The sequence below is a fragment of the Paraburkholderia fungorum genome (genome assembly GCF_046027215.1).
Taxonomy (GTDB): Bacteria; Pseudomonadota; Gammaproteobacteria; order Burkholderiales; family Burkholderiaceae; genus Paraburkholderia; species Paraburkholderia fungorum_D.
The window spans coordinates 39494-54599 of sequence record NZ_JAQQEN010000001.1 but is presented as its reverse complement, the minus strand read 5'-3'; the positions used below and the strand labels follow the sequence as shown (position 1 = coordinate 54599).

Genomic DNA, 15106 nt, shown 5'->3' with positions numbered 1-15106 from the left:
GCAACCCGCCGCAACGAGTGCCCTTCAGAAAAGGGGCAAAAAAACGGAAAAGCCCCAGGAATCTTGCGATTTCCTGGGGCTGAATCCTGGTGGCCTGGGACGGAATCGAACCATCGACACGCGGATTTTCAATCCGCTGCTCTACCAACTGAGCTACCGGGCCAACGAAGAACGAAATGATATCAAAGGGTCCGCAGCACGGCAAGTCCCTTCTCGAAAAAATCTGCCGGAGTGAGGCTACGCCCTTACTCCCCTTTGTTCTTGCCGAGATCGACGCCGAGTTGCTTGAGCTTGCGATACAAGTGCGTGCGCTCGAGGCCCGTCTTCTCCGCAACGCGCGTCATGCTGCCGTTCTCACGCGCGAGGTGATATTCGAAGTACGCGCGCTCGAACGCATCGCGTGCGTCACGCAACGGGATATCGAATGAGATCGACGCGGTTTGTGCAGCCAACGCACCGCTCCCCATGCCGTCCGACGACAGCATGGGCAACGCCGCCGCCGAAGCCACGGCCGACGCGCTGACCGGCAACGCCGGCTTCACAGCCGCGCCGCCGGGCGCCCCCGCAGCATTGCCGCGCGCGAGGCCCTGCTCGACTGCCTTGAGCAGCTTTTGCAACGCGATCGGCTTCTCGAGGAAGTTGAGCGCGCCGATCTTGGTGGCTTCCACCGCCGTATCGATCGTGGCGTGACCGGACATCATGATCACCGGCATGGTCAGTTGCCCTTGCGCAGCCCATTCCTTGAGCAACGTCACGCCGTCGGTGTCAGGCATCCAGATGTCGAGCAGCACCAGGTCCGGCGCCTGACGCAAACGGAAGTCGCGCGCTTCCTGCGCGTTTTCCGCGGCCTCCACGACATGCCCTTCGTCGCTCAGGATCTCCGAGAGCAATTCCCGGATGCCCATTTCATCATCTACCACCAGGATGGTTGCCATTTACGCTGCCCTTGTCTGCACTGTTGCTTTTGTCGTTCCCTGTGACGCATTGCCATGCGCCGGCCGCGGCCCTGCTCCAGGTGCCGCAGCATCGTCTGCCAGTTGGAGGAAGAGGATCGAAATCTGCGCGCCTTCGATCACATCGCCCGCTTTCATGCGATTGCGAATGTCGATGCGCGCGCCGTGTTCGTCGACGATCTTCTTGACCATCGCAAGACCGAGGCCCGTTCCCTTGGCCTTGGTCGTCACGTAAGGCTCGAACGCACGTGTGAGGATACGCGCGGGGAAGCCCGGTCCGTTATCCGACACCGTCAGACGCACCGCGACGCGCACTTTGCCTTCCGCGTCGGGGTCTCCGTATTCTACTGTCCTCGTCTCGAGCAGCACACGGGGTTGCTCGACATCGGCTACCGCATCCTGCGCATTCTGCAGCAGGTTGTGAATCACCTGGCGTAATTGCGTCGCGTCGCCACGAATCACCGGCAGCGCAGCGAGCTCCACCTGAATCGCGCTCTTGCCCTCTTCGATACCGTACAGCGTGAGCACTTCGCTGACCAGTTCGTTCAGTTGCAGATGCGCGAGCACCGCCGGGGGCGTGCGCGCATAGTCGCGGAAATTATCAACCATCTGCTTCATCGCCGCGACCTGGTTGACGATGGTGGTCGCGCCGCGCTTCAGCACGTCGGCATCCGACGGCGACAGCTTGTCAGCGAGCTTCATCTGCAAACGCTCGGCGGAGAGCTGGATCGGCGTGAGCGGGTTCTTGATCTCATGCGCGAGCCGCCGCGCGACTTCGCCCCACGCGACCGAACGCTGCGCGGAAATCACGTCGGAAATATCGTCGAATACGACGACGTAGCCCGAAGTCTGCATGTCTTCCGCATCGCGATCGGTGGCGGACACAAGGCGCGCGCCGCGCACGAGCAAGGTGAGCGGCTCGGTCTCGCCCGGCACCTGCACCGCGAACTGCTGCTGCCAATGGCCACGGTCGTCGTGACCGTCGCCGCTGGCGGCCTCGCGATCCGCAAAAGCCTTGCGCACCATGCCGCCGAATTCAATCAGCACGCCGATGCTATCGAGCGCCGAACCGAGTACCTCCTGGAAAGGCTGACGGAAAATCCGCTCGGCGCCGCGGTTTGCCGTGGTGAGCCGGAACTGCCGGTCGAATACGAACACGCCTGCGGTCAGGTTCGCGAGAATACTTTCCAGGTAGGCCTTCGAATGCTCCAGCGCGATACGGTTGTTCTCCACGGCCGCTCGCGCTTCGGAAAGCTGCCGCGTCATCGCATTGAACGACTGCGTGAGGAAGCCCAGTTCGTCCCGCGACTTGATTTCGCGCTTCGGGGTGTAATCGCCTTCGGTCACTTCCTTCGTGCCCTGCGCAAGGAGGAACAACGGCCGCGCCAGCTGATTACCGAGCGCCAGCGCCAGCATCATCGCAATGAAGGTGGCGAGGAACAGCGCGAGCGTCAGCGTGCCGATATACATCTTGCGCAAGCCGGTGCGGCCCAGCGCCTTTTCCTGATACTCGCGATAGGCGCGCTGCACCGCGTCGGCATTGCGCGCGAGCGAGGGCGACACCGGCTGCGTGAGCTGCAGGAAGCGTTCGGTGGGCTGCAGCAACGACGCGTTCGAGTCCGGAATGCGTTGCACCACACGCAGCCGCAACGCGCCTTTGTTGCCGTGCGCATGCGGATCGCCGTCGACTTCGCCTTCGATCGCGGCAAAGCCACGGCCGCGCGCCTGATCGATCATCAGCGGCGTGGGCAAGTCGTTCGGCACGAGCGTGGCGTAATTGCCGGACGCCTGCGCGACCACGTGCATGTCCGGCGTCGCGCCCGACATGCTGCGTGTCGGTTCGACGATAGTCGCATCCTGCACGCCGAACTGATCGCGCAGACGCAGGAGCGTGAGTGTCGTGCCGGCCGCATCCGCGCTTGCGAGCTGCTCGGACATCAGACGGCCCTTGGTCTGCAGGTCGGACAGCGAGGCATCGAGCATGCCGCGGCCGAGATTCAGGCCCGAGGTCAGCGCGGTTTCGACGTTCACGTCGAACCACGATTCGATACTGCGCGACACGAACTGATACGACACGACGTAAATGATCCCGCCCGGCACCACGCCGACGAGCGCCATGAAAAAGGCGAGCTTCGCGAGCAGCCGCGTGCCGAACTTACCCTTTCGAAGCCGGACAATGATGATGATGACAAGGGTCGCCACCACCAGCAGGAAGATCATCGCGACCATGAGGTTGGCCGCGTAGAGCCACTGGTAGTAGCGGTCGAAGAATTCGGTATTCGCGCTGGCGGCGGCCAGCAGGACGAGCAGCAACACGGCCGTCACGGCGACCGTGGAGACCAGCACGCGCACGACGATGCTGGTGACACTGGTGTCTCGGCGTACTCTATTTAGCACGTTCGGTCACCGTAAAGGTAAAACGCTTCCACTCGGACGCGAGATTCCAGTCGCGGTTGTTCACCGCGTCGATCTGGAACGGCTTGGGCATGAGCGCAATATCGAGTTGCATGCGTACGGACGCGTTGTAGGTCTCACCAACATGCACCTGGTTGCGCTCGATCACATGCCACGACGTGATGTGTTTGATCACCGCAAGGGCATCTTTCAGCGTAGTGAAACCGAGTTGCAAACCGCCTGAGGACACGCTCGAGACGCGGTACTCACGCGTAAGCGGCTGGAACGACAGGCGAATGCTCTGCGACACGCTCACCGGTTGTTCGTCGAACCAGTACCAGCGCGGCCGGCTTAGCTCGAAGTCGGTCGTGAAATACAGCGGAATGCCTTTATTGACCGCGTCTTCGAGGTTGCTGTTCAAATCGAAGTCGAACCGCGCGTCGAGTGCCCAACCGGTGCCGTCGGATTGCAGCGACGCGCGCTGCACCGCGATCGAATCAGCGTGCGCCGCGCCCGGTGCGGCCAGCCATACGGCCAGCGCGATCCAGAGCACGGCAGCAAGCCGAAGCGGGAAAAAGCGTTTGATGGTCACCGTTTCTGAAAGCGCGCGTAGAAAAATCCGTCGTGGTCTAAGTTCGAGCCGGCGCTGTCTTCTGCGGGTTGTCCGGCATGGGAACCGGCCGATGTGTCGGCGGGCGCGCGGGCGACTGTGGGTAAAAGTTGCCCCGGCGCGTCCAATCGTACCGCATCCTGGTACTTGTCTCCAAACCACTGCGCCTGCAACTCGCCCTCTTCGGGGAAGATCGAACACGTAACGTAGAGCAACTCGCCGCCTGGCTTCACAAGCGGCCAGAGCGCGTCGAGAATGCGCCGCTGCTCGGCCACCAGCGCGGCAATATCGGATTCGCGACGCAACCAGCGGATATCCGGATGCCGGCGCACGATGCCCGACGCGGAGCACGGCACGTCGGCCAGAATGCGGTCGAATGGCTGGTCGATGTCGTCGTGCCATTTGCCCGGCTGGCCGGCATCGCCGATGCGTACTTCAGCGTTGAGCTGCAGACGCTGCAAATTTTCACCGATACGACGCGCGCGCGACGCATCGCTTTCGAGCGCCACGAGCTGGAGATTGGCGAGTTCGAGCAGGTGGCCGGTCTTGCCACCGGGCGCGGCGCACGCGTCGAGCACGCGCATGCCGTCGCGCACGCCGAGCAGTTGCGCCGCGAGTTGCGCGCCGGCGTCCTGCACCGAGACGACGCCGTCGTTGAAGCCGGGAATGCGGTCGACCGGCATCGGCGTGGCGAGCTTGACGGCGTATTCGCCCACCTTGCTCGCGGGAATGTGGTGGTCAGCCAGCACTTGCAGATAGGCATCGACCGTGGTGCGGCGCGCGTTCACACGCAATGTCAGCGGACCTTGCGCGTTGCCGGAGGCGAGCACCGCTTGCCACACATCGGGCCACGCGCGTCTCACAGCGCCGATCCACCACGCGGGGTAGTTCCAGCGCGCCACTTCGTCGGCTTGCGCGGCGCTCAGCAGCGTCTCACGTTCGCGCAGGAAACTGCGCAACACGGCGTTGACGAGACCCTTCGCGAAGGCGAATTCACGACGTGCGCCAATCGCGCTGACGGCCTGATCGACGACCGTGAACGGCGCATACGCGGCGCTCGCTTCGTCGTCGACAAGCAAGGCAAGCGCGCAGGCGAGCACGTGGCCCACATGCGGCGGCGGCGCCTTCTTCACCAGCTTCGCGATCAGCCATTCGACAGTCGCGAGGCGCCGCGTGGTGCGGTACGCGATGTCCTGGACCGCGCCGCGCGCGGCGGCGGTACTGCCTTCGGGTGCGGACACGAACACCGATTGCAACGCCGCCGGCAAGGCCGCGCCGAGGCGCACGGCGCCGACGGCCTGGCCTGCGCAGTCAAGCGCGAAACCGAGCGATTCGGGCGCGAGATGCAGCATCGACAGACGGGATTCGCGCGGACGCGCCGATGGGGAAGCAGTACGCGAAGAAGGCTTTGGAATCATGAAAGAGGCAAAAGCAGGCCACGCGGTACGCGCGACGCAAACAGCACACATTGTAGCGTGGCGCAGCGCGGGCGCTCCCGCAGCCGAATCGTCGGCACTGCGCCAATAAAAAAGGCGAGCACGCCGACTCGCCTTTCACGCAGCGCGAACGCCACTCCCATGCTGCCTTATTCGAAACGCCCGGTGCGCGCCATTTCCATCAGACGCGCGACACGCTCTTCGGTTGCCGGGTGCGTCGAGAACAGATTCGCGATCCCGCCACCGGACAGCGGATTCATGATCATCATCTGCGCCGTGGCCGGGTGCTGCTCGGCGACGGGAAACGGAATACCGCTAGCGTAACGATGGATCTTGTCGAGCGCCGACGCGAGCGCCTGCGGATCGCCGGATATCTGCGCGCCGCCACGGTCGGCCTCAAATTCACGCGCGCGCGAAATCGCCATCTGGATCAGCGCACCGGCAATCGGCGCAAGCAATGCGACCGCGATGCCGGCAATCGGATTCGTTGAACGGCCGTTTTCGTCGCGACTGCCAAAGAACATGGCAAAGTTCGCGAGCGCCGAAATGGCGCCGGCCATGGTTGCCGACACGGTTGAGATCAGGATGTCGCGATGCTTTACGTGCGCGAGTTCGTGCGCCATCACGCCGCGCATTTCGCGCTCCGACAGCACGCGCAGAATGCCGGTAGTGGCCGCGACCGCCGCATGCTCGGGATTGCGGCCGGTGGCGAACGCATTTGGCGCGTCTTCGTTGATCAGGTAGACGCGCGGCATGGGCAGACTGGCGCGGGTGGCAAGCTCGCGCACCATGCGGTAAAACTGCGGCGCGCTGGTTTCGTCGACTTCCTGCGCGTTGTACATGCGCAGGACCATCTTGTCCGAGAACCAGTACGAAAAGAAATTCATTCCGAGCGCGATCACCAGCGCGATCGTCATACCGCGCGACCCGCCGATCATTCCGCCGATCACGATGAAAAGGGCCGTGATCGCGGCCATCAACATCGCGGTTTTGACCCAATTGAACATGTCTGCTACTCCTTGCCCTGACGCGGGTTCATATCTGCGCCGCGTGATCGCGGCGCCTGATTGTAAGCTAAATGTTAGATATGGGCGCGCAAGGAAAATTCAATCATCTTGATGCGGTGGCGAGCTTGATGCCCAAGCCGACAAAAGCGCTGCCGACACCGCGATCCAGCCATTTCTTCACCGACGGCTTGCCGGAGAAACGCCGCGTCACACTTCCCGCGATCCACGCGACAAAACTGTTCCAGATCATGCTCATCACTACGAACACGACGCCGAGCGTAAGGAACGCCAACGCCTTGTGATCACTGCTGGTCGTAACGAACTGCGGGAAAAAGGATACGAAAAACAGCACCACCTTGGGGTTCAGCACGTTGGTCCAGAAACCTTGCAGGAAGAGTTGCCGCAGCGATTTCGGCGCGCCGGCCGCACGCGCTTCGCCCACGGCGGCGTCAGCCGCCGGTTTCGCGAAAAGCAGGCGCGCGCCCAGATAGATCAGATAAATGGCGCCGACGAATTTGATGACCGTGAACGCGGTGGCCGATGCAGCAAGCAGCGCCGTCAAACCAAACGCGCAAGCCAGCGAATGAACGCAGCAGCCGGCGGAAATGCCAAGCGCGGACATCAGACCCGCGCCGCGGCCCTGCGCGACGCTACGCCCAACGATATACGCCGTATCTGGACCGGGCGTCACATTCAACAGAAAGACCGCGACGACGAAAAACTCGAAATGGGTAATGCCGAACATGGAATCCTCGAAAACTGGGTCGTTGCATGGGGGATTCTAACGCGCGGCGGGTGCGCTGCGGGACGCGTGGAACATCGGCCGAATGGCCGATGCTCAGAACACGCGCGCCGCTGTTATCGTGCTGCCGGTAGGTGGAAACGCTGCCCCGCGGCCAGCGTTGCGCCGGCCAGGAATTCGCGCGCCGGCAAGCGCTTGCCGCCGGGTTTCTGCAATTGCGTGAGGCGCAGTGCGCCTGCGCCGCACGCCACGACGACACCTTCCGCAGAGACGTCGACGATCGTGCCTGGCGCGTGCTGGGCTTTCGCCTCGGCCGGCACCGCCGCCCAGATCTTGATCGACGTGCCGTCTTCCAGCGTGGCCACGCCACCCGGGAACGGGTCGAACGCGCGGACCTGGCGCGCCAGCACGTCGGACGGTTTGCGCCAGTCGAGTACCGCTTCGTCCTTGGCGATCTTTTCGGCGTAAGTCACGCCGTCCGCCGGTTGCGGCGTTGCCGCCAGCGCGCCCGTGCGCTCCAGTTCGATCAGCGCTTCAACGATCAGCTTCGCGCCATCTTGCGCAAGACGGTCGTGCAAAGTAGCCGTGGTGTCGTCGTCGGCAATCGGCGTGCGCGCTTCGGAGATCATCGCGCCGGTGTCGAGCCCCACGTCCATCTGCATCAGCGTGATGCCGGTTTGTGCGTCGCCCGCTTCGATCGCGCGATGAATCGGCGCGGCGCCGCGCCAGCGCGGCAGCAGCGAGGCGTGAATATTGATGCAGCCGCGCGGCGGAATATCGAGCACTTCCTGCGGCAGGATCAGGCCGTAAGCGGCCACCACCATCACGTCGTGCGGCGTGGCGCGTAACAGATCGATAGCGGCAGCGGCCTCAGCCGGATATTTGCCGGCGCGGCGCAGCGAAGGCGGCTGCGCGAGCGCGAGTCCGTGCTCCTGCGCGTACCGCTTCACCGGGCTCGCCTGCAATTTCATCCCGCGTCCGGCGGGCCGGTCGGGCTGGGTCAGCACGAGCGGCACGGAAAAGCCAGCGCTGTGGATCGCAGCCAGCGCGGCCGCGGCGAACTCCGGCGTACCGGCAAAAATGACGCGCAACGAATGACTCATGAATGGGGCACCAGGCGAAGTGAACGCGCATTACATCGCGTGGGCGAGCTTCTTCATCTTGCTCTTGATGCGCGTCTGTTTCAGCGACGACAGGTACTCGACGAATACGCGGCCCATCAGGTGATCCATTTCGTGCTGGACGCAAACGGCGAGCAGCCCTTCGCAATCGAGCTCGAACGTTTCGCCCTTTTCGTTGAGCGCCCGTACGCGCACCTGCTCAGCACGTTCGACGTTGTCGTAAATACCGGGCACCGACAGGCAGCCTTCTTCCGAAAGCTTTTTCTCGTCGCTCGACCAGATGATTTCCGGATTGATGAAGGCCAGCAGTTCGTCGTGCGCATCTGACACGTCGATCACGATCACGCGCTCATGCACGTCGACCTGGGTCGCGGCGAGGCCCACGCCGGGCGCGGCGTACATCGTTTCGGCCATGTCGGCGACAAGCCGGCGAATGCGGTCGTTGACCACTTCCACGGGCTTCGCAATCTTGTGCAGCCGTTTGTCCGGGTAATTGAGGATGTTCAGTAAAGCCATGATCTTGAAGTTGATTTTGAGGCGCGCTGCCCGGCGGACGGCCCGCGTTAGCCATTCGGCCAGCTTGTGGGCTCATTGCGTTACGCAGAGGATAGATGGTGTCGAACCGGTTCGATTCAACGCGCCACATGCGCTAGACGACGAGCCCGCGCGGGTAGGCGCGGCGCTGCAGTTATTTCGGATGATGAAATTTTAGCATGGCGCCCGCCTGCCCGCTGGCCCTGCTGGAGGATCGCCCCTGATGCACACCTTGCCTGCAACCGAGATTGAGCTTGCCGCCTGGCTGCGGCTTTCGCTTGCGCCGGGGCTGAAACCCGCCGCGCTGCGCCTGCTCCTGAGTGCGTTCGGGCTGCCCGAGGCAATCTTCGATCAATCGCTGGAGGCGCTCGCCGGGATCGCCGGCGAAGCCGCGGCGCGCGCCGTGCTGACGTCGCCCGGTCCCGAGTTCGAGGCGCAACTGGCCGCGGTGCTCGCGTGGCGGGAACTGCCCGGCAACCAGGTCGTGTCGCTCGACGACCCCGCCTATCCGCCCGCACTGCTCACCATGCCCGATCCGCCGCCCCTGCTATATATAAAGGGCCGGCTGGATCTGTTGCACAACCGTGCAATCGCCATCGTGGGTAGCCGCAGCGCGACGCCGCAAGGTGTCGAAGACGCGGAGCGTTTCGCGCGGGAGTTGTCCACAGCCAGCGTCACTGTCGTGTCCGGGCTGGCGCTCGGCATCGACGGCGCGGCGCATCGCGGCGGCCTGTCCGGCGTCGGCGGGACGGTCGCCGTCATCGGCACCGGTGCGGATCTCGTGTACCCGGCGGCACATCACGCGCTGGCGCGGCAGATCGCGACGCAAGGCGCGATCCTCTCGGAATGGCCACTCGGCACACCGGCGCGCGCCGCCAATTTCCCGCAGCGGAACCGTTTGATCGCCGGCCTTGTCAGCGGCGTTCTGATTGTCGAAGCCGCCATGCGTTCGGGCTCGCTGATCACGGCGCGGCTTGCCAATGAAATGGGGCGCGATGTCTTCGCTTTACCGGGTTCGATCCACGCACCCTTGTCGCGCGGTTGTCATCGGATGATCAAGCAGGGCGCGAAACTGGTCGAGACGCCGGATGAAGTGCTGGAAGAACTGGGATTCGCGAGGCGGTCGGCTTCAACGGCACCGCGTGCGCCTGGCCCCGCACAAACAGCGATGTGGGACGACACGACGCAACCAGAACCGGCCTCGGCTGCGTCACGAGACGCGGCGAGCATCTCCGCGGATGGGCAAAAGCTCCTCGCGGCGCTCGGCCATGCGCCGACCACACTTGAAATTCTGGCCACCCGCACCGAGATGGAGCACGCGACATTACAAAACACCCTGCTGCAGCTCGAACTCACCGGCCAGTTGAACGTGCTGCCCGGCGGACGCTTCGTGCGGGCAAGCCACGGCTAAGCTCGCGTCGGCGCCCGTTGACCACGACTCACCGGCGGCCATGCTACATTCGCGCCAAAGCACCTGACAAAAGTACGCAAGGAACCACCATGCCCGCGCTGAATCTCGACACCGACCAAGACCGGATCGCCGAGCGCGTCAACGAACCTGACACGCTGTTCGTTGCCTGCCTGTGCGCGGAATGGTGCGGAACCTGTCGTGACTATCGGGACGCGTTTGACAAGCTCGCGGATAAGCACCCGGATATCTGTTTCGCATGGATCGACATTGAAACTCATGCGGACCGCTTCGACGATCTGGATGTCGAGAATTTCCCGACAATCCTGATCGAAGACTCGGTCACGACACGTTTTTTCGGCACGGTTTTGCCGCAGGCTGCCATTGTGGAGCGGATGTTGTCTGACCTGACGGCCGTGCCCGGCATCAGCGGTGCGCCTAAACTGCGACCCGCGCTGACCGTCGCCTGAAACTGGCTTGCCGCCTGCACAGCCTTACGGCACAGGCGTTGCGAGCGGCGCGCGGAGCATTTGCAGCAGCTTGCCCAATAGCTGGGCACGCAATTATGATGGCGCGCTTTTATGGCGCTTGACACGTTGCTTTCGCGCCGTGTGCTATAAAGCGGTCGTTATTGGGTCGCAAAGGTCGCAAACGAGGGTCGCGCGCTAGTGTCGCGCACTCAAGGCCATCAACCCGGATCTACCAACCTCACATCGAGTCATGTCCAAAGCACTGATCATCGCCGAAAAGCCTTCCGTCGCGAACGACATCGCGCGGGCTTTGGGCGGCTTTACCAAGCATGACGAATACTACGAAAGTGACGACTACGTCCTTTCCTCGGCAGTCGGCCACTTGCTGGAAATTGCCGCGCCCGAAGACTATGAAGTCAAGCGCGGCAAGTGGAGCTTCGCCAATCTGCCCGTCATTCCGCCGCATTTCGATCTGAATCCGATCGCCAAGAGCGAGTCGCGCCTGAAGGTGCTGACCAAGCTGCTCAAGCGCAAAGACATCGATCGCCTGATCAACGCATGTGACGCGGGGCGCGAGGGCGAACTGATTTTCCGCCTGATCGCGCAACATGCGAAAGCCAAGCAGCCGGTGCAGCGCCTGTGGCTGCAGTCGATGACAGCCGGCGCCATTCGCGACGGCTTTGCCCGTCTGCGTAGCGACGAAGAAATGCAACCGCTCGCCGACGCGGCACGTTGCCGTTCGGAAGCGGACTGGCTGGTCGGCATCAACGGCACGCGCGCCATGACCGCGTTCAACAGCAAGGGCGGCGGCTTCTTCCTGACCACGGTCGGGCGGGTGCAAACGCCCACGCTGTCGATCGTGGTCGAGCGCGAAGAAAAAATTCGCCGCTTCGTGCCGCGCGATTACTGGGAAGTGAAAGCGGACTTCGTCTGCGCGGCCGGCTTCTACGAAGGCCGCTGGTTCGATCCGAAATTCAAGCGCGACGAGTTCGACCCGGAAAAGCGCGATTCGCGTCTGTGGGCACTGCCCGCAGCGGAGACGATCGTCGCGGCCTGCCGTGGCCAGATCGGCACAGTAACGGAAGAATCGAAACCGTCCACGCAACTGTCGCCGGCACTGTTCGACCTGACCAGCTTGCAGCGCGAAGCCAACGGCCGCTTCGGTTTTTCGGCGAAGAACACCCTCGGCCTGGCTCAGGCGCTGTACGAAAAGCACAAGGTGCTGACCTATCCCCGGACCGACGCGCGCGCGTTGCCGGAAGACTATATGGATACGGTCAAGGAAACGCTGGGCATGCTCAAGGAGAGCAACAACTATCTCCCGTATGCCAAGCAGGTGCTCGACAAAGGCTGGGTGAAGCCGAACAAGCGCATCTTCGACAATTCGAAGATCAGCGACCACTTCGCAATCATCCCAACGGCGCAAGCGCCGAAGAACCTGTCCGAACCGGAACAGAAGCTCTACGACCTGGTCGTGAAGCGTTTCCTTGCGGTGTTCTTCCCAGCAGCCGAGTACAAGGTGACGACGCGGATCACGGAAGTGGTCGGCCATCACTTCAAGACGGAAGGCAAGGTGCTGGTTGAACCGGGCTGGTTGCAGGTCTATGGCCGCGAAATCAGCGGTGAAGACGCCAACCTCGTGCCGGTGCAGAAGGACGAGAAGGTCAAGACGGACAAGATCGCCGCCCAGCAACTGGTGACGAAGCCGCCCGCACGCTACAACGAAGCAACCCTGCTGTCGGCCATGGAAGGCGCGGGCAAGCTGGTCGAAGACGACGAGTTGCGCGAAGCCATGGCGGCCAAGGGACTCGGCACGCCGGCCACGCGCGCCGCCATTATTGAAGGCCTGCTCGGCGAAAAGTACCTGATCCGGGAAGGCCGCGATCTGATTCCGACCGCCAAGGCATTCCAGTTGATGACGCTGTTGCGCGGCCTCGGCGTGAAGGAATTGACCGCGCCGGAACTGACCGGCGAGTGGGAATACAAGCTCTCGCAAATGGAGCGTGGCAATCTGCCGCGTGACGCGTTCATGCAGGAAATCGCCCGCATGACGCAAACCATCGTCAAGCGCGCGAAGGAATACGATTCCGACACGATTCCCGGCGACTACGCGACGTTGCAAACACCTTGTCCGAATTGCGGTGGGCAGGTGAAGGAAAACTACCGTCGCTTTGCCTGCTCGAAATGTGAGTTCTCGATTTCGAAGATTCCGGGCGGACGCCAGTTTGAAATTCCGGAAGTCGAAGAGCTGTTGCAAAACAAGACGATCGGACCGCTGTCGGGCTTCCGCAGCAAGATGGGCCGGCCGTTCTCCGCAATTCTGAAGCTCTCGCTCGACGACGAGATCAAGAACTACAAGCTCGAGTTCGATTTCGGTCAGGATTCGGGCGGTGAAGACGGGGAACCGCCTGACTTCTCCGATCAGCAAGCGGTTGGCGCGTGCCCGAAATGCAAGGGCCGCGTGTTCGAGCACGGCATGAGCTACGTATGCGAGAACTCGGTCGCCAATCCGAAGACCTGCGACTTCCGCTCCGGCAAGGTGATCCTGCAGCAGGAAATCGCTCGCGAGCAGATGGCGAAACTGCTCGAAGAAGGCCGCACCGATCTGCTGACGAACTTCAAGTCGTCGCGCACCGGTCGCAACTTCAAGGCGTTCCTCGTCAAGCAGAACGACGGCAAGATCGGCTTCGAGTTCGAGAAGAAGGAACCGTCGGCCAAGACTGCAGCGAAGACCGCGGCGGCGAAATCCGCGGCCAAGGCGGCGCCGGAGCAGGAAGATGAAGACGCGCCGGTTGCAGTGAAGGCTGCACCCGCGGCAAAAAAGGCAGCGGCAAAAAAGGCAGCGGCCAAGAAGGCGCCCGCGAAGAAAACGGCGGCGCGCAAAACCGGCTCCTGATCCGAACTAGGGGTCGGTGGAAGGTAGTTCGCTTCCGGCCGGCTTCGCGTGTGCCATAAAAAAGGCGCAGTCACTTCACGTGACTGCGCCTTTTTGTATGCCTGCCAGACAGCGCCTGCTGCGACGCGGCCTGACTCAAGCTAGAGCCTCAAAGTCTCATCTCACAGCGGTGACAAAGCCGTCGGCCGTGCGCGATTCACCGTCTTCGTCAACGCCTTTGGCATCGGCGCCAACTCGCTGTCCAGAAGCCGCGAGAGCGGCTCGGCGCCGTCGAACGCTTCCGGCGGCATCGGATCCGCGGAATCCGTCGCGGTCGCCGTGGCGGGCCGCATGAGGCCGTCCTTGATCCATTGTTCGCCCAGCAGACTGTTCGGCGTCTGGCTGAAATGCTCGACCAGATGGTCGATGAACGTGCGCACCTTGGCCGGCAAGTGGCGACGGCTCGGATACGCAATGTTGATCTCGACCTGCGGCAAACGGTAGTCGCCGAGCAAACGCACGAGCCTGCCACGCGTCATGTCCCGGCCGATCAGATAGCTCGGCAGAATTGCGATACCCATGCCGAGCAGCGCGAACTGCCGCAGCATTTCCGTATTGTTCGCCACGATGACGTTCGACGGACGCACCCGCACTTCGCCTTCCGGCCCGGTGAATACGCGCTCGTCGCCCCAATACTCGGACGGCAGGCTCAGGCACGGATGCTCGAGCAAATGTTCCGGGCGGTTGGGCGTGCCGTGTTTCTCGAGGTAGGCCGGCGTGGCGCATACCGTCATGCAGCCGGTGGTCAGGCGCCGCGTGACAATGCTCGCGCTGCGCATCTGCCGCGCGATCACCACGCCCACGTCGAAGCCTTCTTCAACCAGATCCACCTGGCGATCGACCAGCGTGACATCGGGAATGACTTTCGGATAACGCTCTGCATACGTCTGGAGCACGGGCGCCAGGTTATGCAACCCGAACACGACCGGTGCGACGATTCGCAACGTGCCGACGGGTTCGTGATTTCGCGCGACCACCATCTGCTCGACGTCTTCCAGTTCGTCGAGAATCTGGCGCGCGCGTTCAAGATAAACCTGGCCCGATTCCGTCAGCGACAAGCTGCGGGTTGTGCGATTGAGCAGCCGCGTACCAAGGCGGCCTTCGAGATCGGCGACGTGGCGGGTCGCAACTGCGTTGGAAATATCCATCGCGCTTGCAGCGCGGGCGAAACTGCCGAGATCCGCCACTCTGACGAAAACTCGCATCGACTGCAAATGATCCATGAGACAACTCCTGCCGTGTTACTGCTTCCTGAACAATTAGTGAAAACCAGTGAAGCGAACTTGGAATTCTCCTACGACTCGCGAAATCGTGCAGAAGTTGCCCCAAGGGGCCGAAATTTTGTCGATATTTGTGCGATTGTGTTCGTCAATGTAGGGCAAGGACACTCATTGTTCCCAGAAGGGCAACAATCTGCTGCAGTGCAGCTTGCACTGCCCTTTTGTTCGAACAGATGTGAACGTGTGAACAGGCGTCGTAGGATCGGCAAAAGTGAC

Annotated in this window: 12 protein-coding genes and 1 tRNA gene; 3 read left to right on the top strand and 10 right to left on the bottom strand. The window is 62.6% G+C overall.

The genetic code is table 11. The features are described from left to right. Positions 1-87: 87 nt before the first annotated feature. The 9 genes from PQR27_RS00240 to def form a co-directional block, all read right to left on the bottom strand. A tRNA-Phe gene (locus PQR27_RS00240) sits at positions 88-163 on the bottom strand. Between the two features lie 82 nt (positions 164-245). Then, positions 246-935, bottom strand: a complete 690-nt coding sequence (gene esaR, locus PQR27_RS00235; RefSeq protein WP_408521738.1) for a response regulator transcription factor EsaR — start codon at positions 933-935, stop codon at positions 246-248. Then, the gene (locus tag PQR27_RS00230) at positions 936-3350 is read right to left on the bottom strand and encodes a sensor histidine kinase (RefSeq protein WP_408521737.1); all 2415 of its coding nucleotides are present in this window, start codon (positions 3348-3350) and stop codon (positions 936-938) included. Next, positions 3340-3939: a DUF4390 domain-containing protein gene (locus PQR27_RS00225; protein WP_408521736.1), complete on the bottom strand. Its 600-nt coding sequence runs from the start codon at positions 3937-3939 to the stop codon at positions 3340-3342. The genes PQR27_RS00230 and PQR27_RS00225 overlap by 11 nt, the downstream gene beginning before the upstream one ends. After that, a complete protein-coding gene (rsmB, locus tag PQR27_RS00220) occupies positions 3936-5375 on the bottom strand; it encodes a 16S rRNA (cytosine(967)-C(5))-methyltransferase RsmB (protein WP_408521735.1) in 1440 nt (479 codons plus the stop codon). Before rsmB ends, PQR27_RS00225 begins: the two co-directional genes overlap by 4 nt. Positions 5376-5542: 167 nt before the next feature. Beyond that, the gene (htpX, locus tag PQR27_RS00215; RefSeq protein WP_408521734.1) at positions 5543-6400 is read right to left on the bottom strand and encodes a zinc metalloprotease HtpX; all 858 of its coding nucleotides are present in this window, start codon (positions 6398-6400) and stop codon (positions 5543-5545) included. 103 nt (positions 6401-6503) lie between these two features. Beyond that, positions 6504-7145 carry a LysE family translocator gene (locus PQR27_RS00210; protein WP_408521733.1) on the bottom strand — a complete coding sequence of 214 codons (642 nt, stop codon included), beginning with the start codon at positions 7143-7145 and terminating at the stop codon, positions 6504-6506. Positions 7146-7258: 113 nt separating this feature from the next. Continuing rightward, a complete protein-coding gene (gene fmt / locus PQR27_RS00205; protein ID WP_408521732.1) occupies positions 7259-8245 on the bottom strand; it encodes a methionyl-tRNA formyltransferase in 987 nt (328 codons plus the stop codon). 30 nt (positions 8246-8275) lie between these two features. After that, positions 8276-8779: a peptide deformylase gene (def, locus tag PQR27_RS00200; protein WP_408521731.1), complete on the bottom strand. Its 504-nt coding sequence runs from the start codon at positions 8777-8779 to the stop codon at positions 8276-8278. A gap of 241 nt (positions 8780-9020) precedes the next feature. On the opposite strand from def, the gene dprA reads away from it, so the two are divergent. The 3 genes from dprA to PQR27_RS00185 all read left to right on the top strand — a co-directional run bounded on the left by dprA (position 9021) and on the right by PQR27_RS00185 (position 13571). Continuing rightward, positions 9021-10208 (top strand): DNA-processing protein DprA, encoded by a 1188-nt coding sequence (gene dprA, locus PQR27_RS00195; protein ID WP_408521730.1) that lies wholly within the window; start codon positions 9021-9023, stop codon positions 10206-10208. Between the two features lie 89 nt (positions 10209-10297). Then, entirely contained in the window at positions 10298-10675 is a 378-nt protein-coding gene (locus PQR27_RS00190) for a thioredoxin family protein (protein ID WP_408521729.1), read from the top strand. Positions 10676-10925: 250 nt separating this feature from the next. Beyond that, positions 10926-13571 (top strand): DNA topoisomerase III, encoded by a 2646-nt coding sequence (locus PQR27_RS00185; protein WP_408521728.1) that lies wholly within the window; start codon positions 10926-10928, stop codon positions 13569-13571. Between the two features lie 161 nt (positions 13572-13732). Here the strand turns inward: PQR27_RS00185 and gvmR are convergent, their stop codons facing one another. Continuing rightward, complete coding sequence (gene gvmR / locus PQR27_RS00180) at positions 13733-14833, bottom strand: transcriptional regulator GvmR (RefSeq protein WP_408521727.1); 1101 nt, start codon at positions 14831-14833, stop codon at positions 13733-13735. Positions 14834-15106 lie beyond the last annotated feature (273 nt).